23 protein-coding genes are annotated in these 23878 nt (G+C 47.8%); 3 read left to right on the top strand and 20 right to left on the bottom strand.

Features of this window, described 5'->3' with window-relative positions; all coding sequences use genetic code 11:
* Positions 1-5 precede the first annotated feature (5 nt).
* The 3 genes from C7R92_RS29815 to C7R92_RS29805 all read right to left on the bottom strand — a co-directional run bounded on the left by C7R92_RS29815 (position 6) and on the right by C7R92_RS29805 (position 2764).
* Positions 6-845: a metal ABC transporter permease gene (locus tag C7R92_RS29815; RefSeq protein WP_007729939.1), complete on the bottom strand. Its 840-nt coding sequence runs from the start codon at positions 843-845 to the stop codon at positions 6-8.
* A 35-nt stretch (positions 846-880) separates the two neighbouring features.
* Entirely contained in the window at positions 881-1651 is a 771-nt protein-coding gene (locus C7R92_RS29810; protein WP_069852625.1) for a metal ABC transporter ATP-binding protein, read from the bottom strand.
* 132 nt (positions 1652-1783) lie between these two features.
* The gene (locus tag C7R92_RS29805) at positions 1784-2764 is read right to left on the bottom strand and encodes a metal ABC transporter substrate-binding protein (protein WP_106836637.1); all 981 of its coding nucleotides are present in this window, start codon (positions 2762-2764) and stop codon (positions 1784-1786) included.
* 192 nt (positions 2765-2956) lie between these two features.
* On the opposite strand from C7R92_RS29805, the gene C7R92_RS29800 reads away from it, so the two are divergent.
* The 3 genes from C7R92_RS29800 (at position 2957) to C7R92_RS29790 (ending at position 5193) form a co-directional block, all read left to right on the top strand.
* Positions 2957-3451, top strand: coding sequence for a PCYCGC domain-containing protein (locus C7R92_RS29800; protein WP_069852618.1), 495 nt, complete (start codon positions 2957-2959; stop codon positions 3449-3451).
* Between the two features lie 111 nt (positions 3452-3562).
* On the top strand, positions 3563-3898 hold the full coding sequence (locus C7R92_RS29795) for a PadR family transcriptional regulator (protein WP_069852616.1): 336 nt from the start codon (positions 3563-3565) through the stop codon (positions 3896-3898).
* Positions 3895-5193, top strand: coding sequence for an FtsW/RodA/SpoVE family cell cycle protein (locus tag C7R92_RS29790; protein ID WP_106836636.1), 1299 nt, complete (start codon positions 3895-3897; stop codon positions 5191-5193). Before C7R92_RS29795 ends, C7R92_RS29790 begins: the two co-directional genes overlap by 4 nt.
* Positions 5194-5250: 57 nt before the next feature.
* Here the strand turns inward: C7R92_RS29790 and nadA are convergent, their stop codons facing one another.
* From nadA to C7R92_RS29705, 17 genes are all read right to left on the bottom strand, one after another.
* Complete coding sequence (gene nadA, locus C7R92_RS29785) at positions 5251-6195, bottom strand: quinolinate synthase NadA (RefSeq protein WP_017246967.1); 945 nt, start codon at positions 6193-6195, stop codon at positions 5251-5253.
* Between the two features lie 88 nt (positions 6196-6283).
* On the bottom strand, positions 6284-7036 hold the full coding sequence (locus tag C7R92_RS29780; RefSeq protein WP_106836635.1) for an alpha/beta hydrolase: 753 nt from the start codon (positions 7034-7036) through the stop codon (positions 6284-6286).
* Positions 7037-7056: 20 nt separating this feature from the next.
* Positions 7057-9141 (bottom strand): AraC family transcriptional regulator, encoded by a 2085-nt coding sequence (locus tag C7R92_RS29775; protein ID WP_158265782.1) that lies wholly within the window; start codon positions 9139-9141, stop codon positions 7057-7059.
* Positions 9142-9145: 4 nt separating this feature from the next.
* Positions 9146-10015, bottom strand: coding sequence for an HAD family hydrolase (locus C7R92_RS29770; protein ID WP_106836633.1), 870 nt, complete (start codon positions 10013-10015; stop codon positions 9146-9148).
* Between the two features lie 250 nt (positions 10016-10265).
* Positions 10266-12236 (bottom strand): ATP-dependent zinc metalloprotease FtsH, encoded by a 1971-nt coding sequence (gene ftsH / locus C7R92_RS29765; protein WP_106836632.1) that lies wholly within the window; start codon positions 12234-12236, stop codon positions 10266-10268.
* 69 nt (positions 12237-12305) lie between these two features.
* A complete protein-coding gene (hpt, locus tag C7R92_RS29760; RefSeq protein WP_106836631.1) occupies positions 12306-12845 on the bottom strand; it encodes a hypoxanthine phosphoribosyltransferase in 540 nt (179 codons plus the stop codon).
* A complete protein-coding gene (gene tilS / locus C7R92_RS29755) occupies positions 12842-14272 on the bottom strand; it encodes a tRNA lysidine(34) synthetase TilS (protein ID WP_106836630.1) in 1431 nt (476 codons plus the stop codon). The genes hpt and tilS overlap by 4 nt, the downstream gene beginning before the upstream one ends.
* Positions 14244-14696: a threonine/serine exporter family protein gene (locus tag C7R92_RS29750; RefSeq protein ID WP_069852597.1), complete on the bottom strand. Its 453-nt coding sequence runs from the start codon at positions 14694-14696 to the stop codon at positions 14244-14246. The genes tilS and C7R92_RS29750 overlap by 29 nt, the downstream gene beginning before the upstream one ends.
* Before the next feature lie 5 nt (positions 14697-14701).
* Positions 14702-15451, bottom strand: coding sequence for a threonine/serine exporter family protein (locus C7R92_RS29745; protein WP_017246958.1), 750 nt, complete (start codon positions 15449-15451; stop codon positions 14702-14704).
* A gap of 15 nt (positions 15452-15466) precedes the next feature.
* A complete protein-coding gene (locus tag C7R92_RS29740; protein ID WP_244195866.1) occupies positions 15467-16402 on the bottom strand; it encodes a serine/threonine protein kinase in 936 nt (311 codons plus the stop codon).
* Positions 16392-17153 (bottom strand): vWA domain-containing protein, encoded by a 762-nt coding sequence (locus tag C7R92_RS29735; RefSeq protein ID WP_069852593.1) that lies wholly within the window; start codon positions 17151-17153, stop codon positions 16392-16394. The genes C7R92_RS29740 and C7R92_RS29735 overlap by 11 nt, the downstream gene beginning before the upstream one ends.
* A gap of 139 nt (positions 17154-17292) precedes the next feature.
* Positions 17293-19767 (bottom strand): stage II sporulation protein E, encoded by a 2475-nt coding sequence (gene spoIIE / locus C7R92_RS29730; protein WP_106836629.1) that lies wholly within the window; start codon positions 19765-19767, stop codon positions 17293-17295.
* A gap of 285 nt (positions 19768-20052) precedes the next feature.
* Entirely contained in the window at positions 20053-20424 is a 372-nt protein-coding gene (locus C7R92_RS29725; RefSeq protein WP_106836628.1) for a S1 RNA-binding domain-containing protein, read from the bottom strand.
* Between the two features lie 41 nt (positions 20425-20465).
* The gene (locus tag C7R92_RS29720; RefSeq protein WP_017246953.1) at positions 20466-20774 is read right to left on the bottom strand and encodes an FtsB family cell division protein; all 309 of its coding nucleotides are present in this window, start codon (positions 20772-20774) and stop codon (positions 20466-20468) included.
* An 18-nt stretch (positions 20775-20792) separates the two neighbouring features.
* Entirely contained in the window at positions 20793-21365 is a 573-nt protein-coding gene (gene yabQ, locus C7R92_RS29715; RefSeq protein ID WP_106836627.1) for a spore cortex biosynthesis protein YabQ, read from the bottom strand.
* A complete protein-coding gene (gene yabP / locus C7R92_RS29710) occupies positions 21362-21646 on the bottom strand; it encodes a sporulation protein YabP (protein ID WP_007726414.1) in 285 nt (94 codons plus the stop codon). The genes yabQ and yabP overlap by 4 nt, the downstream gene beginning before the upstream one ends.
* A gap of 183 nt (positions 21647-21829) precedes the next feature.
* Positions 21830-23869 carry a copper amine oxidase N-terminal domain-containing protein gene (locus C7R92_RS29705; RefSeq protein ID WP_069852589.1) on the bottom strand — a complete coding sequence of 680 codons (2040 nt, stop codon included), beginning with the start codon at positions 23867-23869 and terminating at the stop codon, positions 21830-21832.
* Positions 23870-23878: the final 9 nt, after the last annotated feature.

Here is a 23878-nt window from a genome sequence, read left to right as displayed (position 1 = left end):
AACTCTTACCGGAAAGCGACCCGCAGCTTCTTTACACCCAATACAACCAGCATAACCAGTACTGCCATCAATACAATTGTACCACCAGATGCCCAATCAAGGAGATAGGCAAAATACAAACCGCTCAGCACGGAAAACTCCGCAAACAAAATCGACAAGAAAATCGTTTGTCGAAAGCTTTTCGCGATTTGCAAACTGGCAGCCACCGGAAGGGTAATCAGCGCCGAGATTAACAGGACACCGACTATACGCATGGAAGCCGCAATCGTCAGAGCGACGAGCACCATAAACCACAGGTTGATCGAACGCCTTGCCACGCCAGAGACGCGAGCGAACTCCTCGTCGAAGGAGACCGCGAAAAGCTCCTTGTAAATCAACAAAACTGTCCCTAAAACAACAACTGCTACACCAATCAGCGCATACAGGTCTTCGATGGACACTGTAACGATTTTTCCGAACAAGTACGAATACAAATCTGCATTAAAACCGTCTGCGATACTGATCAATACCGTAAACAACCCAAGTCCCGCGGACAAAATAATCGGAATCGCCAAATCCTGATACGCTTTGTACACCTTACGGAGCCGCTCGATGAACAACGAACCGATCACCGCAAACAACATTCCGAAAAACAGCGGATTGACTGCGGAGAAGAAGGCGACCTTTTTGGAAATGAGCATCCCAGCAGCTACACCGGAAAGCGTGACGTGTGACAAGCCATCTGCCATCATCGACAAGCGACGAACAATGAGAAACGTGCCCAAAATAGGACAGATCAGACCAATTAAAATTCCTGAAAACAGGGTATACCGCAAAAAGTCATACTGCCACCAATCAGCAAGCATGTGCATATTCCTTCTTTCTTACCTATTTACAAAGCTTAATGATGATGAGACAGCAGTCTGACCGAATCACCGTACATACTTTGCAAGATTTTTTCTTGGTTATGCTCAAAATCGTGCGCTGTTCCGTGGAAGTGAATTTTCTTCTGCACACAAGCCACCTTGGTCACCCATTGCGACATGACTCCCACATCGTGGCTGACGATCATCATCGTCAATCCGTTCTCTTCCTTCAGCGAACGAAGCAAGCTGTAAAATTGATCGATCGATTCCTGATCGACCCCGACCGTTGGCTCATCGAGGATCAACAGCTCCGGTTCAGCTACAAGAGCACGCGCTATGAATACGCGCTGCAATTGCCCACCGGACAAGTTGCCGATACGTTGATCCAGCTTCTCCAGCAAGCCGACTCGCTCCACCGCAGCTCGTACACTCTCATGGTGCTGTTTCGTCAGTCTGCGAAAAAGGCCTACTTTACCGACCAATCCAGATGACACGACTTCTCGCACTGTCGCCGGAAATCCACCCGCTCCATGCGCGACCTGTTGAGCGACGTATCCAATGCGATTCCATTCACGAAACTTGGATAGTGGTTGCCCGAACAGCTCAACTGTTCCTTTGTTTGGCGTCAATAGACCCAAAATCAGCTTCATCAGCGTAGATTTTCCTGATCCATTCGGCCCGACGATGCCCACAAAGTCTCCGCGCTCCAGTGTGAATTCAACCTCATCGAGAACCTGTTTGTCTTCATATTGAAAGGAGACGCCTGTGAGCTTAATGACAGGCACCTCTTGTTTATGTGGTTCCATGAAATATCCATCCCTTAAATCGGATTTGTTCTTATTTGATTCCTTTCATCGTACTACGATTTTGCCCGAACCACAAGCATCCTACTAACGAAAAAATGCCGCCTGGGAAGCGACATCTTTTCGAGGGAAAGCTTATTGGAGTGCAGTCTTTAATGTATTCATATTGTCGCGCATGATGGACAAGTAATCGCGACCTGCTTTCACGTCATCTTCCGTCAAACCTTCCAACGGATTGAGCGTGGCTGTCTTCACGCCAGCCTCCTTCGCAATCACTTCCGCTACCTTCGGAGAAACCAACGTCTCGAACAGCACATAAGAAATGTTGTGTTCTTTTACATGCTCCACCAAGCGCTTCAACTCTGCTGTAGATGGCTCATCAGAAGGATTGACCCCAGAGATTGCTACTTGCTCCAGCCCGTAGCGTTTTGCCATATAGCTGAATGCGCTATGAGAAACCATGAATTCTTTCTTCGGTGCTTGCGTAACCATATCTTTGAACTCTTTATCCAGCTGCTCCAGATCTGTTGCTAGTTGTGTGTAGTTCTTTTCATAATCGGCAGCGTGCGCTTGATCCTTTTGCACGAGCGTATTTTTGACCTTCTCTGCCTGTGCCTTCAGTTGCATCGGATCGAGCCATACATGAGGGTCCAGATCGCCGTGGTCATGCCCTGCTTCTTCTGCGTGACTTTCTTCTGTGTGCCCTTCTCCTTCATGCTCATGTTCAGTTGCACTAATCAGCTCGAGACCTTCCGTCGCATTAACGATCGTTGTCTTGTTTTTGTCGAGGTTGGTTACAGCCTTCTCTACCCACAGCTCCAAACCACTGCCGTTATAGGCGAAAATATCTGCTCCGGCCAGAGCGACCATGTCTTTTGCAGTTGGCTCGTAATCGTGAGGCTCCACGCCAGCGGGAACCAGATTCGTTACCTCCACGTGTTCACCGCCGATTCGCTTCGCTACATATTCCAAGGGATAAATCGTCGTGTATACTTTTGGCTTCCCGGACGCGTCACTGCCAGTTTGCGGAGTACCAGCCGTTTCGGTCGCTGCTCCACATCCCACCAGCCCCACTGCCGTAATGAAACTTAGGGCTGCCAACATAGCTCTTTTCATCTATATTTCCTCCTGCTCCAATTCAAAATGATTCCGATTTACGTTCTCGTCGTTTTTCATTATACGAAGAGGCGCCCAAAAAGTAAATAGGATTTATTCCGATTTAATCATCATAAGTGTTCATGTTCTCTCCCAGCTTCACAATTTCTCCATCTCATTATGATAAAATAACTGGCAGGAGGTATGTCCAAGATGAAACGTAACTCATGGTTAGCCATTACTTTTATCACCGCAGCTCTGCTTACTGCCGGCTGTGGCTCTACTGATCAAGCTGAACAGAATCATAGCGATCACACGCAGCACGCCCCCAATGGTGATTTGCAGGAATTGACTGCTTCCGCTGATCAGCTACCAAAATTTTTAGACAACCAAGACCCTGTCATTATCGGATCCTACAAAGTTGCTGCGGCAAATCGTGAGCTGCTCAAATCCATTCCATGCTATTGTGGTTGTGGTGAAAGTGCTGGACACGAGCATAATGGCAACTGCTTCATCAAAGAAGAAAAGTCTGATGGCTCCATTGTCTGGGATGACCATGGCACTCGTTGCGGCGTATGCATGGAAATCGCCGTTATTTCCGGCAAGATGAAAGAAGAAGGCAAATCTACAAAAGAAATTCGTAACTACATAGATCAAACCTATGGGCAAGGCTATGGAAAACCAACTCCTACCCCGATGCCTTCCTAAACACATATAACAAGACTTCCCGATGAGGAAGTCTTTCTTTTTTCCCTTTTATGGAATAGAATGATACATAGATATTCGAGGTATCGAAATCCGAGGTATAAGGAGGTAGCTATGGCAGTTAACAAAGAGTTGATGAAGGGCAGTACGGTCATTCTCATTCTTACCTTGCTGGACCAAAAAGCAATGTACGGCTATGAGATGATCAAGACGATGGAAACGAGCTCAAATGGTGTGCTGTCGCTCAAGGAAGGCACCCTCTATCCCATTCTTCATACCCTTGAGTCTGAAGGAAAGGTCGAGGCGTTTTGGAGCGAAGGGGAAGGAGAACGGAAACGTAAATATTATCAAATTACCCGCGAAGGCAAGAAACATCTGAAAGAGAAAAAACAAGAGTGGGAATCTTTTCGTACTGCTGTAGACTCTGTGCTGGGAGGGCAGGCTACATGAACGGAAATCAACGAATTACGCATTACATAAAAGCAGTTTGCGATCAGATTAAGAACAAAGAGGTCCATCCAGCGATTACGCTAGAATTGGAGAATCATTTCGCTGAAAAGATCGAGGATTATCACGAGGCTGGGTATGGGGAAGAAGAAGCGACTCGGATTGCCATTGCGGAGATGGGTGATCCTGTTGATGTAGGGCGGCATCTGCATCAGGCGCATAAGCCGCGGATGGAGTGGGGTATTCTTGCCATCGTCGGAATCCTCCTCGGGGTTGGTCTGTTCGTATTGTATTCCCTTCAAGTAGCGCAAGATGAACAAAAATGGCTGGAAAGGCAGGTCAATGGGATTTTGATCGGCGCTGTCACCTTGGTGGCGATTCTCTTTTCTGATTACAGTAAATTGAAGCGCTACAGTCGACTCTTGTATGTCGTTACGCTACTCTTATTACTTTTTACGCTGTCTTTTGGGGACCCCATAAATAATATCCCTCATTTAGACATCCAAGTTGAAGCGCTCAACGTATTCTATATCAGCCCGTTCCTGCTCATTGTCGCCATCGCAGGAATTTTCACCGAATGGAAGGAAAACGGACGCTTTACAATTATGAAAGCAATCGCATTATTTATGCCACCGTGCTTCCTTATTCTTTCCGTACGCCAAGAATATTCCATTATTATGTTTCTCATTGGATACGTCACACTTTTGATCGCTTTTCAAGCCAACTGGCGTGCTGTTTTGAGCTTTCTGGGAATGTCACTTTCCATCATCATCGGGAAGTATTACCTGTTTGCTACACAGCAAGAGTTGGATCGCTTTTTCTATTTCTTGAACCCCTACAAAGATCCAACAGGAAAAGGATATCAAACCATTCAGTCTATGGAAACGATTCAATCCGCAGGCTTGTGGGGACATGGCTTTGGTTCCACCATGGACACTCTCCCCGCCCTAGAGTCCAACTATATTTTTGTCTACTTGGTCCACAGTTTGGGGCTGGTAGCCGGAGCATCCATTTTTATCCTAGGCATTGTCTTGTTAGTTCGCTTACTCCTTACGATCAAGCAGGTAAAGAATTTGTACGGTGCCATGCTGTTATCAGGGATAACGACACTTTTTTTCACCTCATTTTTTTGGAGTATTTTCATGACAATGGGTCTGGTCCCATACGCAAATGTCTACCTTCCTTTGGTCAGTTATGGGGACGGCATCACTCAGCTCGTTTTGCAGATGGCCTTGATGGGACTCGTCCTGAACATTTACCGACGAAAAGACATCCAGCCTTTGACCAAAGCCTCCTAATAGAAAAAGGGAGTAAAGCCCTCTAAGCTCTACTCCCTTTTTGCATCAGACTGCCCCTTAAGCAGGAGCTACCGCAAGCATGCGCTCCAAGGAAGCGCGCGCCGCATCAGCAACATCCTTCGGAACAAAAATCTCCGGCTTCATATTCTCCAGCGCCTCGACGCACTTTTTCAGGTTGTTCACCTTCATATTCGGGCAAACGAGGTACTTGGAAGCGAAAATGAACGTTTTGTCCGGGCTGTCCTTTTCCAGCATGTAACGTGTGCCGTCTTCCGTTCCGATAATAAACTCTTTATGCGAAGACTCGCGGCAGTATTTCAAAATTCCGGTCGTGGAACCAACGTAGTCAGCCAGGGATACCACTTCTGGGCGGCACTCCGGATGAACGACAACCACAGCCTCAGGGTGTTGCTGCTTCAACGTCATGATGTCTTCTACAGACAGTTGGTCATGCGTATTGCAGTACCCTTCCCAAATAATCATTTTCTTGTCCGTGAATTGGGATACATAGTGGCCAAGGTTTTTGTCCGGCACCCAAATGATCTCGTCACTGTCGATCGACTCGATCACGCGCTTCGCGTTGGAAGACGTACAGCAGATGTATGTTTCTGCTTTGACATCCGCAGAAGTATTGATGTAAGCCACTACCTTTGCATTTGGATGCTGTGCCTTGAGCTTGCGGAGCCCGTCTACGTTCACCATGTCCGCCATCGGACAGCCAGCCCGTTCATCGGGAATAATGACGGTCTTTTGGGGATTGAGAATTTTTGCACTTTCTCCCATAAAGTGAACGCCACAGAACAAAATCACATCGGCATCCGTTTCTTTCGCTTTTTGCGCCAACCCAAAGGAATCTCCAATGAAGTCAGCGACCTCCTGAATCTCGGGACGTTGGTAAAAGTGAGCAAGAATGATGGCATTACGCTCTTTCTTCAACTGCAGCAGTCGTTCACGTAACTCAGCGTTGCGCTGGGCTTTTTTTTCTAACGCTAAAGCGTCCATGGAAAAAATCCCCCTACGGTGGTGTCATAATTTACGGTCATTGTAAGCGTATAACCTCACCTTGTCAACGTGGTACGTCTGAACGAAACTACTCCTCGTTGAACAACCATTGCAGTGCTTCTGGTACGTATTGCACACCCAAGTCAAACGAGTGGAAGTTGCTCTCATAAATTACCTGTCGGATCGAGTCCTCATGAAAACCATTTTGCAGCAAATATTGATAAACTCTTTTGCTATTTGGCACCATCCATTGCTGTCCGTTCGTTCGACCGGAGCCCTCCGCATGACCCAAATTCATGTAAAGGCGCTGGCCTGTATCACGAATGGTGAGCTGCTCGATCCAATCTACGATCCCCGGGAACCAGAAAGAGCCGGAAAAGCTGCCAACCCGTCCAAAAACATCGGGATAGCGTAACCCTGTGTAGACGGAAATGAGTCCCCCAAAGGAAAAACCCATGATCCCGGTGTACTCTCGCTCCTGTAATGTGCGGTATTTGCTGTCGATGTACGGCTTCAATCTATTGGCGAGAAAATCGGCATAAACAGAAGCGTTTCCGCCAAACTGCTTGCCGGACCCCGGCTCAAAAATATTCGGCGACACAAACGGCGTATACTCATCATTTCGGTCGAACGATTCAATACCGACAAATAACAAGCCTGGCAGTTGATTTGTCGCGGTTAATTCTCTACTCTTCCGAAGAACATCACTATCCTTCGGGTCAATCAAATCACCGTCATCCTGCAAATAGACAACCGCGTAACGCTCTTCGCTTTGATAATAGCCCTCAGGTAAATAGATCGTGAGCTTGCGGTTTTGGAACTCCTCCACGATAGGTTGCATTCGCCCTTCCTCCTCCTTTCTCAAAAGCTTTCGTTGGTGGATATGTATTCGAGCACCTTATTCGTCGCATACTTGATCGCCAACGGTCCTTTCGTACTAATCGATACATCCAATGGGAATACATGCTTTTCATTTACGGCTTTTAACGATTGCCATACTTTGCTTTGGTTTAACTCCGCCATCGTTTTATCCATTCTGTCCGCATGATCGACCACGAAAATATAATCTGGATTAAGAACCGTGACACCCTCCAGTGAAATGACATCGCCCTCCAGCTTGTACTGCCCCGGAGACTTCAGTCCCAAGCCTGTTTCTTGGTCGTACGCATACGAAACGTCATTGTCGTCCAGTACATAAAAAGTGCTTCCATCACCTGTCGCCCGTAAAAACGTTACGGACTTGTCTTTATGCTTGGCCAATTTCTCTCTGGCTTCACCCATTAGCGTCTGCAAATTCGTAATATAATCCTCGGCCATTTGCTCTTTGCCGATCAGCTTGGCGTATTCGCGGAGCGTTTCTGTCCAGCTCCGTTCCTCCGTATTGTTAATCATGGCCACCGGCGAAATGCTGCTTAAATCTGCGTATACTTCATTGTGTGTCCCGGAGAAAGCGACAATCAAATCTGGATTTAGGTCTGCCATCATCTCTAGATTCGGCGTCCTCACTTCCCCGATATCTTTTACCGTTGCGGTACTCGCGTATGGCTTCAACGTTTCAAAAGTAGTCAGCATGCGGTCAGCAAGTGTAGACGCAATCGGTGGCGTTTCCAACGCAAAAAAGTATTCCATCATCCCGAAATGAGTCACGACAATGCGCTTCGGCTCTTTGGGAATCACTACTTCTTTTCCGAGTGCATCCACATACGTTCGCGGCCATTGTTGCTCTGTCGGTTGTGAAGTCGCCTCTGTCGCCGAAGTCGCAACGGGTGTAGCATGCTGCGTTCCACTACTTCCTGTCGTTGTACCTGAACATGCACTGAGTAACAAAGCAAGCCCCAGCACGAGCTTGTGCATTCTTCCTTTCACGTCTATTCCCCTATCCCTCTGAGAATGATTTTCAACAACAATCAGATTGTATGTTTCATTCGATAGGAAGACCAGTTCTGATCTTAGCCTTTTCATAGGATATTCTGAGCCTTCATCAACGTACAATGCTTGCTCCTTGAATTGTCCGGGAGTCAGACCCGTATATTTTTTGAAGGCTCTGATGAAATAGGAGAAATCCGTATACCCGACACCTTCCGCCACTTCCTGAAGAGTGGCATCCGTACGAACCAACAAGTCCTTTGCCTTTTCGAGTCTCACACCAATCAAATAATCGATCGGACTATGACCCGTCTGACGCTTGAACTGCTTCGACAAGTACGGAATGCTGTAATTCAATGTCTGAGCGATTGCCGCAAGCGTAATCGGTTCCGCATAGTGTTGATGGATGTATTGCTTCGCAAGGAAAACGAGATCATGTTGGGTAATCCCCTCTTCTTGCTCATCCATCTGATCAAGCAGCTCGCAAACAAACAGATGAAACCATCCTTTGGCCCGCAATTGTCTCAATTCATCCTCATCCCCGCTGTTCCAAACGGACCGTAGATGATCCAACTTGTCCAACAAAGTGATAGGCTGCTGCGGCACAATAGAATAAGGAGACAAAAACCAGTTGCGGGATTTCAGGAGATTCATGATTTCCTGACGACTTGGCAACGGAATTATTGCTTTATAGAAAATGATGTAGGATTCCCATTCGTTATCCGTAACGCTTACGTTGAGAGTCAGCCCTTTGCCCCCATGAATCACATGAAATGTATGGACCGGGTACATCACATCATTGAGCTGCACGACTGCTCGACCTCGAACCGTAAACAAAAATACGCTGGCCGGGAGCTGATAAGCCGTTATTTTTTCACCTGGCTGCACGATCTGATGGCGTACATCCAATACTTTCACGGATGCATGGTTCCACAAAATCATAAGCTCTTTGCGCATCATCGTTGCAATCACTCTCCACTTGCCAGTATTTATACGACCATTATAATTGATAATAATTCTCAATAACAACGAGAAAAAAGCAGAAACCGGCCTGTACAGACGCAGTTTCTGCTTTTTCATTCTCTTACTCGCCTTTATCTCCGAGAACGCGCTCCCGAATAAATCGGGCAACGCCTTCCTCATTATGGTGTGGGGCGATATATTTGGCCACTTGCTTGATCTCGTCAGAAGCGTTTTCCATTGCGACGGAATATCCTGCACCTGTTAATGCCTCACGATCGTTTTCTTCATCGCCAAATGCCATTACTTTCTCTGGGGAGATTCCCCATTTCTCACAGAAGTATTGAAGCCCTTCCCATTTGGAAACCCCTTGAGGAATCACTTCGACATTCTGCTTGCCAGATGAAGTGATCGTCACTTGCTCGCTCCAAGGCCTCAGTTGCTCTTTCACCCACTCAAGACGATCCGGATCTTGATGCCAGATGAAGAACTTGACGATTTCTACTTCCCCGGACTCTACTTTTTCCAGCATCTCTGCCAATGGCTCTACGCGAGCGAGCCTGTAGTAAGGAAATTTCAAGATCGAGAATCCTTCCACAGATGCGTCCTCACTCAGGGTCGCTTCCAAGCGTTCACGGTCTTCTTTGATCATCCAGCGATTGCTGTTGGTATCATGAAGCTCATAATATATCGTTTCTTGCCTCAATGCATGGATCGCACCGATTACCATCTCAGTAGGAAGGAGCCATTTACGGACCAACGTGCCATCCCCTTCGAAAACAGCACCCCCATTGCTACAGACATACCCGTCAAAAGGAAAGGATTCGATCGGAATTTGAGCGGAGCCATACATCCTGCCCGTAGACAAAACGAGTTTGCAGCCTTGCTGTTGTAATTGGCGAAGTGCTTCTTTGGTTCCTTCTGTCAGCTTTGATTCGTGAGTCAGTAAGGTTCCGTCCATGTCAAATGCAGCCATACCCGGTGTAAGCAACATATCCAATCCCTCTCATTCGCTTTGGATTTGCCATTGAGTCAACATAGTGAAGGAGAAGAAAAAGCACAGTTCTCTTCGACTCTGACACGCCAGCAGGGGGGATTCACTGGCCGTCTCCACTTAAAAAAGGAGTCAAGGTCTGCGAGCCCTGTGCTTTTTCTTCTCATCAGCTTTATTGGTTCATCGATACCTTTTAAAAAGGTAACCTAATACATTCCGATATTGCAAAAAAGGGCACCTGAGGCGCCCCTTATTGTTTCGGTTCTTCGTTTGTATCTTCTTGCTTTGGTTCTTCTTTTACTTCTTCTTTTACTTCTTCTTTTACTTCTTCCAGCTTCGGTTGAATGTTCACGACCACATCTTTATTTGCGTCTGGATCGTTATCCATTTTACCTGTTTCGATCAATTGCTTGATCTGCTCAGCATCGAGAGTCTCTACACGGAGCAGCGTGTTCGCAATCAGATCGAGCTGATCACGGTGCGTCGTCAGCAATTCTGTACACTTTGCGTAGCACTCGTTGATAATATTTTGCATTTCTTGATCGATCTCGTATGCAATCTGATCGGAGTAGTTACGCTCATTGCCATAGTCGCGGCCCAGGAATACCTGTCCTTGACTCTTACCGAACTGCATCGGTCCGAGCTTGCTCATTCCGTATTCGGTAATCATGCTGCGAGCGATAGCAGTCGCGCGCTGGAAGTCATTATGTGCGCCGGTACTAATGTCCCCAAGCACTATTTCCTCCGCAACACGTCCACCCAACAGACCGACGATTTTGTCGAGCAGGTCCGTTTTGGTAGCAAAGAAACGGTCTTCTTTCGGCAGCATCACTGTGTATCCGCCAGCTTGGCCGCGCGGAATGATTGTTACCTTATGTACCATTTCTGCATTTCTCAGATGGTATCCGATGATTGTATGACCAGCTTCGTGGAAGGCTACTAGGCGTCGTTCGTCTTCGCTCACTACGCGAGACTTCTTCGCTGGACCAGCAATTACGCGGTCGATCGCTTCATCCACTTCTGTCATGGTAATTTGCTTTTTGTTTCTACGAGCAGTCAAGAGAGCTGCTTCATTCAACAAGTTCTCCAAATCTGCACCCGTGAAGCCCGATGTACCCCGAGCAATCACGTCCAGCTTCACGTCTTCACCAATCGGCTTGTTGCGGGCATGAACCTTGAGCACCGCTTCACGGCCTTTGATATCAGGACGATCTACTGTAATTTGACGGTCAAAACGTCCCGGACGCAAGAGAGCCGGGTCGAGAATGTCAGGTCGGTTGGTCGCAGCGATCATGATGATCCCTTCGTTTCCACCAAAACCGTCCATCTCTACGAGCAACTGGTTGAGAGTTTGCTCGCGCTCGTCGTGGCCGCCGCCGAGTCCAGCTCCGCGTTGACGACCCACAGCGTCAATCTCGTCAATAAAGATAATGCAAGGAGCATTTTTCTTCGCATTTTCAAACAGGTCACGTACGCGAGATGCACCCACCCCAACGAACATTTCCACGAAGTCAGAACCAGAGATACTGAAGAACGGTACACCAGCTTCGCCTGCAACAGCGCGAGCGAGCAAGGTTTTACCTGTACCTGGAGGTCCTACAAGCAGTACCCCTTTTGGAATACGAGCACCAACCGCGTTGAACTTACGGTTGTCTTTCAGGAAGTCAACGACTTCCTCCAGCTCAGCCTTTTCTTCGTCCGCTCCTGCTACGTCGTCAAAGGTAACGCGTTTCTTTTCTTCGTTGTAAAGCTTCGCGCGGCTTTTACCGAAGTTCATGACTCGGCTTCCGCCACCTTGGGCGTTGTTCAGAAGAAAGAAAAACAGGATGAAGATGATGACAAAAGGAATGATAGAGGTCAAGAACGTGAGCCAAATGCTGTTGCCCTCCGCAGGATTGAACGCTACATTCTTCACCTTTTGTGCATCGATTTTCTCTTCGACTAGCTTCACAACATCTGAATCATACAAAGGAACATTGGTAAAAAATTTGTTGCTTTCCTGTCCCGGAATAGCTTTTGCCAACGTACCCTCAACCCTGTAAGTACCATTCTCTGGTCGAAGCGCCAACTCAGTGACGTTGTCAGCTTTTAGCTGTATCCGGAATTCCTGATATGTAAGTTTCCCAACCTTATCAGTACCGGAGAGGATGAAATTCACGATCCCGACCGTGACAAGAAAAATCAGTAGGTAGAACCCGGTATTACGAAAAAAGCGATTCATTCCTTACCTCCTCTCACGAACAGACACTTTTCACATTTTATCATAGAAAGCACAGTCTCCACAACAAACCTACTTTGTGTAGACCTCAGGCTTCAATACACCGATATAAGGCAGATTACGGTAGTGCTCGTCATAGTCCAAGCCGTATCCCACAACGAATTCGTCTGGAACATCGTAACCCTTATAGTCTGGTGAAATATCCACCTTGCGACGCTCTGGTTTGTTCAAGAGAGTCACCACTTTTACGGAAGCAGCTTCCCGATGGCGCAACAGCTCTACCAAGCGGCTCAGCGTCAGCCCACTGTCCATGATGTCTTCTACAACCAGCACATGTCTGTTTTGCACAGATGTATCGAGATCCTTCAAGATTTTCACCATGCCGGAGGATTCTGTCCCGCTTCCGTAGCTGGAAACAGCCATGAAATCCATTTCGCACGGAATATCCATGTGACGGATCAGATCAGCCATGAAAACGACTGCACCTTTCAGCACGCAGATGACCAATGGATTTTTATCCCTGTATTCTGCAGCCAGCGTCTTGCCTAATTCTTGAACTTTTACCGCGATATCCTCTTCTGATAGCAAAATCTTCTCGATGTCTTGATTCATGAAAAAACCTCCCGCCAATCTTCTCCAAACTCTACCCGCACGTGTAGAAAACGCCTGGTCTGTCCACTGACAGGCGCTACGGCGGAACGGCGCACACCTGGTATCAAAATCACCTCATCGCCCGCCGTCAAAAGCGGAAGTTTGTCACGCCATGCTCGCGGAAATTTGGCATCAATCAATAAATCCTTTAGCTTCTTCTTTCCATCTGCTGAGCCAAACAGGGTGAGGCGGTCTCCAGGTTTTCGGTTACGCAAATACAGCGATCCTGGCAACTGATCGGCATCAAAGACCGCTTCATTCGCCGGGAGTCGCTCCCAATCCATGGGACCTTCCAGGTAAGTAATATGTACCGTGGCCTTACTCTCGTCGATCCAGGTTACACCGGGAACGGCGAGCTCGTAACTATACGTATGTATGCGATCCTGTCGCTTTCTACGACGAAAAGTGATTCGCTCGTACACCCGGTCGACTACCAGGTCATTCGGCAAATGCAATTCCGCAGAAGGGCGACTTCCCCCTAGCATGTGCAAAACGGTCTCCACATGTTGCGAAGACCATTCGGTATGTTTTGAGAGATAACTTAATATTAGAGTAATCATTCTCCTTTGTAAAGCAACGTCACAAGTTTGAAACTTGTCATTGTCCATCAAAAATGCTTCAGGTTTTTTCTCAATCGTTACCTCGTTCAACTGCTCAATCGCCAGCCTCATTAAAAGCGCTTCGTCCTGCCGGATTGCCTCTGCGGTAGCCAAGATATGCTCCCGATACTTGTCATTCACTTTTTCCAATAAGGGCATGACATCCAGACGCAGCAGATTGCGCGTATACTTGCGCGATTGGTTGCTACTATCCTCACGAGGGACGAGTTGATGATCCCGACAGTAGCCTTCCAGTTCTTGACGCGTTTTATGCAAGAGCGGACGCACGAGCTCAATCGGGCAATCCGCAAGCATTCTTCGCTTCGGCATCCCTGTCAGTCCATGCAACCTACTGCCTCGCACAAAACGAAAAAGAATCGTTTCCACCTGATCGTCAGCATGATGGGCCAATGCCAGCTTGGTCGCTCCTTGCGCCAGACCTACTTCTCGATACAGCCGATAGCGAATGTCGCGACTTGCTTCTTGCCCGCCCAGTCCCGTTTTTTCCATATAAGCGGGGACATCATACTCAAACAGGTGGAAAGCCACGCCGAGTTCACGACACAGCTCTTCTGCATAGAGAGCGTCCTGCCTTGCTTCTTCCCCACGAAAGCCGTGATTCAGATGGACAGCATGCAGCTTCCAATTATACTGGTATTGTTTATTGAGAGAAGCCAATATATGCAACAGTGCGGTAGAATCGTTGCCGCCGGAAACTCCGACAACAATGGTCTCACCTGGAAGCAAAAGCCCCTCGGACTCAATCTCGTTGCGCACGATTGCCAGCATAGCGGGCCCCTTTCCAAATCGTCAGTACCGAAATTCCAAATATAAGCCCAGAAGCAATCGCGCCAGCCACCATCAAAGTCTTGGTCGCCAGTGTAATCCCTCCGACATAATCGTTGTTCACAAAAGCAAGCATGGCTTTGTAAGCCAACGATCCTGGTACCAGTGGAATAATGCCCGCGACACTAAAATTCGTAGAAGGAACTCGCAGTATAATAGATAAGAGTTGACTGAGCAAAGAGACAGCAGCAGCCGAAACAAACGTCGACAACAATACCTCTGCACCGTAGATAGGAAGAATGGAGTAGACGAGAAAACCGACCACTCCGGCAAAACCACCCGCTACGATGGTTCGAACCGGCACATTGAACAGCACACACCACGCTACTGAAGAGGCGAAGCTAAGCGCCAATCCTTGTAACAACATCGTACTCACCTCGTAAACGAAAGAATAATGGCTGTGGCTACCGCTACGGAGACAGCTGTCAGCATGGCTTCTACTCCGCGTGAAACACCTGCAACCAAATCACCAGCCATCAAATCCCGAAGCGAGTTGGTGATGGCGATCCCCGGAAACAACGGAAGCATCGCACCAATAATAATGATGCTTAAATGCAACTGCGGAAAGATCGTCACGGTCAACAACGCGAAAAGTCCCCCTAGTAAAGCGGCAGAGAACTCCGTAAAAAACTTCATCCGGACAAACTGTTCTAAATATTCCTGGCTCAGATTCACAATCAACCCTGCCATCGCAGAAGGAATCAGACTACCCCAATCTCCCCCTGCAAGCATAGAAAAGGAGCCGCTGGCCGTAGCGGCTGCTAGATGCTGCAACCATTTCGGATAGATCTGCTTTTTTTGATCGATCTCACGCAGCGTCCGATAGGCTTGCTCCAAATTAATTTTCCCACCGACAAACTGTCGGGAAACATCATTCACCAGCGTAATTTTATTGAGGTTGGTCGTACGTTTGGGGGTGCGAACCATTCTTGTATGATCCAGTCCACTGCAACGAAAGGACAAGATGATGCTCGTGGGCGTAGCAGAGCTGTTGACATCATCCATCCCCGCAGCCTTCGCAATCAATGCCATTGTCTCTTCCGTCCGATATGTCTCCCCACCGTTTTTCAAAATAATCGAGCCTGCCAACAAGCAAGTATCCATCACCAAATCTGAGGACACGAACCGTCACATCCTTCACATAAACCATGCGTAATACAAAGTGCCAGCCAATAGGAGTAACGAGGCGACAAAAAGACCACTAATGCCCGCTCCTACATTCCCTTTCGTCCGCGCTTTCTTTTGCTTCTTTTGCGGTTTGGCGCCCATGCTATCTCGCAAGACTGCCAACAGCTCCGCTCGCATTTCTTTCGCGGTCGCAAACTTACCGTGAAATGCCTTCAATAAAGGCTCCCGGTAAGGGTACAGGCTGTCACTTTTTCGTATTATATCACAGAGCAATATCGTGTGACGTGGGTCACCAAGGCTGTTTTTCCACGTTTCCGTTCCAACCGTCAGACGCACCATCATCACGGCTGTCGAGAACAGATCATAGCTTACTTCAGCCCGTCTATCACCTGCGTGCCAAAAAGCTCGATCATACTCTTCCGTAAACTGCCGAACGGCGTTGCCCAGCTTGGTCACTCCACCGAAATCAATCAAGCGTACCTGCTTGTCCGTTTGGGTAACCATCACATTCTGCGGTTTCAAATCACCAAAAATATAGCCATGCTGATGCAAAACATCCAGTCGCGCCAGCAATTGAACCATCATCACGGCCACCCAGTCCGTACCCTCTTGCTTGATATATTCATCCAATTGCAAGCCTTGAAGATACTCCATAGCATAAAACGTACAGGCCTTCCCGTTTACAACGAGATCGTCCACGTCGCACAGGAGCGGTCCCACTTTGGAATCCCGCCCCTGCTGTGTGCTTTTCAAAACATTCACTTCCATTAAAATGTCTATGCCTTCCACACCGACCTTAACCGCGCGCTGTACGCCACCTTGGGATACCAAGTACACGGTCCCGTTTGCACCACGCCCCAACTCCCGTAAGACGTGGTACGATTTTTTGTTCCATTTGCCTGTAAAGTGCTTGGGCAGGTCGGGGGTGGCTGCCTTAAAAGACATGGTCACGCAGCATTCCGTTCGAGTCGTCCTCTTCGTCTTGGTCGATGTAACGCTCTTGCAGCGAGCGTGGGAGCTTGTCCTGCTCAAACAGGGCAATTGCCTCTACGATGGCGGGGCCAGTAGGAGTAATTCCACTCATCGCCAAATCACTCGTAATTTGGTGAGCCTGCTCGACCTTTTCTGTCCACGGAATGCGGATATCGAGATGCTTTTGTTTCCCCGGAAATGACCCGACCGCCATTCTGCTTTGTCCACTCCGCGAATGCAGACTGATACTGAAATCGTGTATCGCTTGCTGAACAGCCGACAGCTTTGGCTTCATACTTCCTGAGGTATCCACCAGCATCACGACGTTCAAGCTGCTTTTTTCACCCAACTCGTCAACCATTCCGGCCACCTGCACTCTTTTATCAGGTGCCAGCTCCTCTATTCCGGAATCGCCCAAAATCTCTTTTAATTCTTTATTGACCACTTGATGAATGGTGCGCGTCATTGCTTTTCGCGTCAGCATTTGTACCGTTTGCGCAAGCTGTTGGGGGAACACGATATCGCAGAGTCCACCACCTGCTTCCGCAATATCCCTGATTTCCTTCTCCCCTTTTTCACCCAGCTCACTCTTGTCGATTACACCAATGACATTGACCGTAATCCCTTGCTCCCGTGCCAATGCCGCTGCAGCAACGGGACTCATCCCTGAGTTGGAGCAGCCGTCTGTCACTACCAGTATTTGACGAAGTGTCGCTTCTTTCACAATAATCTCCCCATTCGATCTGTTTTTATTGCCTCAACTGGTGTTGAGGTTCCCTGCTCCGCGCAGCGACCATACATCCACTTCACTTCGCAGGATATTTTTAGCAACAGTATCGACGGGTAATAGAGAAAACATACTCCTAACTCACAATCCGTGGACGCTCGAGCTTCTCCATCCCATGCACCGCAATGGCAGCCCACTGTGGTACAAAGCGGTCAATTCGCGCCACCAACACGGTCATGTCATCGACAATTTGTCCGGAATGCTGGCGAATGACTTTTTCCAATAGTAAATCAGCAACCTCCTGTGGATCATTCGTCTCCAGTTCGCTGATGATTCGCTTCATCCACGCTTGCCTATTCTCAATATGACGTGGCGCCTCATAGATGCCATCGGACATCATGACGAGCAAATCACCTGGCTTGAGCATACGAGATACGACATCCACCTCGATTTCTTCCAAAATCCCTACTGGCAGGTTGTTGGCGGTGATTGTGATGACATCTTTATTTCTTTTGACAAAGCTCGGGGTGGAGCCGATTTTTACAAAACGCGTATGAGCTGTTTGCAAATCGATCAGAGCCAAGTCCACCGTCGCGAACATTTCCTCCTTGGAGCGCAGGGCGAGCACGGAATTAACGGTTTTGATCGAAATTTTTTCGTCCATACCAGATCGCAGAAGCTGCTGGAGCATATCGAGGGCCGATTGACTCTCTATGGATGCCCGCTCGCCATTTCCCATTCCATCGCTGATCGCCAGCGCCATTTTTCCATTACCCAAATCCATCGTGCGGAAGCTGTCACCGGATAAAAGCTTACCGTCTTTGGCCGCACCTGCGACCCCGATATCGATTTCATACGTTTTGGCGGAAGCAAGGCACATCGTGCATGAGCCGTCTTTTTGCGCTTCACAATGCCGCTCGCGAACCACAATGTTTTCTCCCAAAATCTCCGTAAGCATGGGAGCCACGATCTTCGCGCATTCGTCGCGGCCATAGCAAGTCGGCTGACTGATTTCGATATCGACCTTGCCTTCTTCCAAGCTGTGTATTTCTACGCGGCGTACCGACAGACCCAAACCCTCCAATGCTTGTGAGACCTGCTTTTCCTGAAAGCTAAGCTCCATGCCCTCTCGTTGTATTTCCCGGGCAAAATCACTCATGACACGAGAAACTCCCGATAGCTGGTCAGCTACAAGCATCCGGCTTTCCTTTACCTGCTTTTTCAGTTGGTCAAACGACTGCTGGCGATCGTATTCCTGCTCCATTACAGTCATGACCTTTTCGGTTTTGACACACTTGCGCTCCCAATCACGCGGCGGAGTAACACCTGCCAAGGTACCGTGCTCATACACTTTTTCCCTTAAAAAGCGCATTCCCTCATAGGTCGATTGCGTATCTTTTTCCCAGCATTGTTCTTTTTTCCAGCATTTCTGGCAGGTGAATTCAGATACGCGGCTGAGAAAGGCATCGGCCTGTTCTTCTATTTCTTCAGGATCGGCTGTCTGGGCAAAGCTATGGGAGAGTTGCGTAAACAAATCGGAGAATTGCTGGATTTTGCCCGCAGTCACATCGCGGACTCTGCGCATGTATTCTTGATGGGATTGTAGATTCTCGGGGGTCCCAGGGATAAATCGGGCCACTTTTTTCCAAAGAGCAGCAGGGGTCAAAATGAAGAGCACAATGGCCAGAGAGGTTTCAATCAAGGAGTAGTAGAGTGTCTCTTCTGCTCCACCGTAAATCGCAAGAATGGCCGTACCAATCAACAAGCCTGCGGATACGCCGACTTTGCCGCCTTCCTTCAGCAAGCCTGCCAAAAGACCGGAAAAAGCGAGCAGATTGATTTGTAAAAGCGCACTCACATTAGCCAGACTGAGGATGAGACCTGTGACCACACCAACAGCCGCACCGATCGTGCCACCACCGACAAAAGCAAAGACGAGCAACAAATAGCGTGTAAGTACATGCTCCATCGAAATGCCTTCGACCATCCAGTCCACAGTACCCGTCATCAAGGAAGCCAGTAAAATGACTAACGAAACGATCTCTTCATTTTTGAGAGGTTCGTAAGGCTTCGCCAAATGAATGATCGATAAGGACTGGATGAAGATGAGCGTCAGTACAAAGCCAAGAATCGCTTCCACTGCTACCATCACAAGCTCGTAGGTCGTTACCTGATTGGTCAGAACCGCATACAACAGACGGCTGATGAAAATCGTCCCGACGACCAGCAAAGGCGTCCGTGAAAAATCTTTCTTGCGCATTTTATTCATCAATTTGCAGGCAAACAAGGCAAGTATCACGCTCAACGCGGTTTCCAGTCCAACAGGCACAGACTGGGTAAAAGCGCCGATAATAAGAGCCATCCCCGTGACAAGCAAGCAATCTCGGCGAATATAAAACATGACAATGAAATACGGTATAGCAAAGGGGGTTAGCTCTTCCACGATCAGAGCTCGTCCTAATAAGAAGCCCATGAGAATGGGGAGAACATTCCACTTTTCTATGAAATCTGCTACTTTTTCTCCCCACGTCTGGGCAGTGGTACCCATTCGATCGGACACTTGCCGCGTCCAAGCTTGTCCGGCCTGTGTTACGTTTTTGTTCGCAATCATTTCGCTCCACCCCGTTCTTGGTCAATGTGTTTCTCCATTATACGGAGGGAGCATTGTAAAATTTGTCAAAAATCCAATGGATATTCACAGAATCGTGCGACAAATTCAGTAACGAAAACGGACAAAAAAAACCGACGTTATGGCGGATAACGTCGGCTGACAGGTGATTCGCGCTTTGCGAAACGGGCTTAGGATACTTTATTCGTCAAGACTTTGAAATGACCTTCCTATTTTTACAGTCAAAATGCGCTTTTCACAAAGAAAGAAAAGCCGTAATTTTCAGAATCAAAAAGACCGACCGCGGCCCTTTTTCTCTACGCTTTTCTTCAAGGAGGACTGCCTGTCTTCACTTTCTTTCAAAAAGCGGTTCAGCTTTTCTTCAAAACCTTCACTTCGCTCCCGCTGATAGCGGGGTGGCCGTTCCTTTTCCATTGTTTTTTTGATAGAAAGCCCGATCTTGCCCTCACGGAGGCTGAGGACTTTTACCTTTACCGTGTTTCCCATTTTTAAAAATTGATGGATGTCCCGGACGTAGACGTCAGCAATTTCACTAATATGCACCAGTCCGGTCACATCGCCCGGCAGTTGAACAAACGCTCCGAATTTGGTGATACCCGTGACTTTCCCTTCCAGTATGCTCCCGACCTCGATCTCCATGACGTGGAATGCCTCCCTCTCGTTGAAGATCAGATGTATACTCAATCTGGAATGATATAGATGCTTTCGCCCTGCTTGGTAAACAAAATTCGCTTACGGACTAGCTCTGCCAAGTACTCCTGATCGTTTAGTCGGCTTGCTTCATAGGTCAGATCTTCTTGCTTTTGCTGCAAGATCGCTGATTCTTGCTTCAGGGCTTCCAGCTCTGTCTCCTTCTTGGACAACTCGCCACTTTGCAAAAACAAGGTATAGCTAGTCCAGACGAAAAAGCACAGGATCACAAAGAAAAAGAGACGCATTCTCCTTCTTTGCCCTTTTCGGTTAATGGAAGAGGTTCTTGCTTCCTTCATCAGTACGCCACCTCGAATCTACTCCCGCTTTCTCTTTGAGTGAAACCAATTCTTCCAATTGGTCCAAATTCCTGTTGTTTTTCCGTACATTTTTTTCCACAAATGTTGACCCCATCTGGCAAAAGGGGAGGTGACAAAACGCGTCACTTTCCACAAAAAGACGAGGATCGCGAGCAACACGGAATACAAAAATGTCAGCACCATGATGATCACTCGGAAAAGAAAGAGCACAGGACGTACAAGCAGGATGTCTATAATTTTTACGACCGTACGGTAAAACCACTGACAGAATTTTATCACGCGATGCAAGAAAAGGATATACTTCTTACTACCTAATAAGAAGTAAAGCCACGCGCCAAATAGCATTCCAAAAAATATTGGAAACCGAATAATCCCGTCGTTCACTTTCACCAAAATCAAGAAGACAGCACCCATACTGCCCACCCAAAAAAGGATATCAAAGAAAAAGACTAACCAGAGTGGCAGTCTGGCCTTGCCCTTAAATACATGGTACGTATCGAATCCCATACCCATCAGTGCACCACACGTCGACATGGCCAATACCGTCTGTAACTGGATGGCGATGTTCACTTGAATAACTTGCCGAAGAATCCTCTCGACCGATCGCCGGCCTGCCCTTGCTCCAGATAGGCCATCTCGTGAACGAGCCCCTCGATCGCTACTTCTCCGGTTTCCAGACTCAGATTTTTCATATGCAGGTTTTGGCCTCGTATGGTTAAAAAGCCGCCGTCCGTCTCCAAGAGGAATTCTTCGCTATCAAAGCTTTCGACGTTTTTTACTCCCGATATCGCTAAGCTGCGACGATTAATCATCACGACTTCATGACGTGGCCGTCTCGTGTGATCGTTCATGATTACTCCCTCCTCACGTACCCTTCTTGTACTATCCTATGGGGAGGGATGTCCTGATAGAACAAAAACGGTCAATACCGTTTTTGTTGACTGCAAGCGGTCGCATTAACTCTAATGAATAACATTTCGATGTTTTCTACAAAAAAAACCCCGTATTCATACGGGGTTTTTGCCAGACTGTCCTTACTTGTAAACGGTGTAGTTCCCGTTCACATAGATGATTTTGTAACCGGTACGCTCCGTGATGGTTTTAAGAGGCAGAGTAGGAACGTTGTTTTTCAACTGAACCGCTGCAGGCAGCGTTACATTTTTGCCATTGATGGTCGCTACGTTTGAACCGACCTTGAATTGCATGACCGTATTGCCGCTCACGACTTTGGCAGTCGTTTTGGTGTAGCTGATCGAAAACCCGAGGGCATCACGGAAGAACGTAGTTGGCATCAGCGTGTTGCCATTTACGGTATACGGTGCCACTGCGAGTCCGGTTGTTTTACCAGCCTTCGTAAAGGAAGCGACGTTCTGCTTGAAGCTGACGCCATTTAGAGACACGATGGTCGCTGGACGAGAGAAGAGTAAGCCCCTCTCCTCGGAGTTGTAGACACCAATGTTGTACACACCTGGAGTAGCCGGATTCACAATACCAGCTGTCTCGGCGATATTGACCTGAGCTGCTGTTTTTGCCGGAATATCCTGGGCAGGAATAATAATCAGATTTTGTCCGCGCACACCAACAAAGCTAGCGGCCACACCGTTCACTGTTACTGTGTTTGCAGGCAAATAGGCTGGAACACGGAAGCCAACAGGGAGTACGACTTCAATGAATCCCTGATTGCGAACAATCGGAGCACCCATGGCTTTGATACCGATTGAAATTCCAGCAGGAGTAGAGGCAGTCGCTCTCGTCAGCCCAACCGTTGCCAATGCATTGTCCACGGCGACTGGTGGAGTCATTCCTGTGATTTGGAATTCCTTCGACTTATAGGACTTGTTGTCGATCTTGGCCGCCACGGTATATGTTCCCGCTGTTTTCGGAGCGGTCAAGTAGCCTTCGAATGCAAACTTGATGCTCGCGCGATTTGTGCCATTGAATCCGTATGGCGTGCGGAAATAAACCTTATTCCCCAACACGCTTACATTCGTCACTTGAGAACCATTGACGGTGACGCTATTGCTGGTAAGAATCGGCGGAACCGTTACCTCACTTGGGAATTCAACTTCGATTTCTGCGTTCGACCCCAGCTTGGAGGAAAGATCCACTTCAAACGTATAGCTCGTGCGCGCCCCAGCTGCACTGTCCGACAAAGAAACGGTGAATGGCGTATTACTTATGCCTGTAATTTCAACATCTTTTGACTTGTATTTCTTGCTGTCATATTCAATTTCATACGAATAGTACTTGTCTGCTTTGGATGGGTTTACAATCCCCGCTGAGGACGTAAACTCCAGCTTTATGTAGCTATCACCGTCTGCACCACTCGGAACCTCAATCCGAATCGAGTCGTTGTCAACGATCGTGACGTATTCTGCTTTGTACCCGTTTACAGTCACATCAGACTTGCTGATGCTCTTTGGCAGCATGTCTTTGGAAGGGAAATCGACATAAATGTACTTGCCATCTTTCAGCTTGCTCTTCGAGGAAAGATTAAATTTTCCGAGCGTTAAGGAGATTCCGTCCTCGGCATTTTTACTGCTATGGGAGGCCTCGAAGTCGCCCTTGCTGCTACTACTGCTACTGCTACTGCTCGAAGATTTGCCGATGGTGATTTTTTTACCCTTGTAGCTGTTTTCCTCACTCGTTTTTACTTCGATCTCATAGCTGCCCTTGTCTTCCGGGTTGGTGATGTTATCAATAGTCAATGTGAGAACAGTGCCTTTTTTGATCTTTTCATCGACTTCAATCTCCACTACATTTTTGCTGACGGATACGCTGTCGATCGAGATCTCATCATCATCGTCATCTTCAAGCGTGATGTCTGATGTTCTCAGCTTTTTATCTACCGAATAATCTGAAGGGAATCTAACGTAAATACTATCCCCTGCTGTTAATTCCTTATTGATTTCAAACTCAATCGTATATTCTGTTTCCTCGTCTGCATCTGTATCGTCTGCAGAAACATCCTCAATAGAGAGAGCATAAGCCGCTTTTGGCTCGAGCATCAGTGGACTTGCCAAAACCGCAGTGGCCAGCAGCACTGAGATCCCTTTGTTTACGCTTTTTTTCAACGGTAACGC

It is taken from the genome of Brevibacillus porteri, from assembly GCF_003013475.1.
GTDB classification, from domain to species: domain Bacteria; phylum Bacillota; class Bacilli; order Brevibacillales; family Brevibacillaceae; genus Brevibacillus; species Brevibacillus porteri.
Note: the sequence above shows the minus strand (reverse complement) of the source record. Positions and strands in the feature narration are given on the sequence as shown.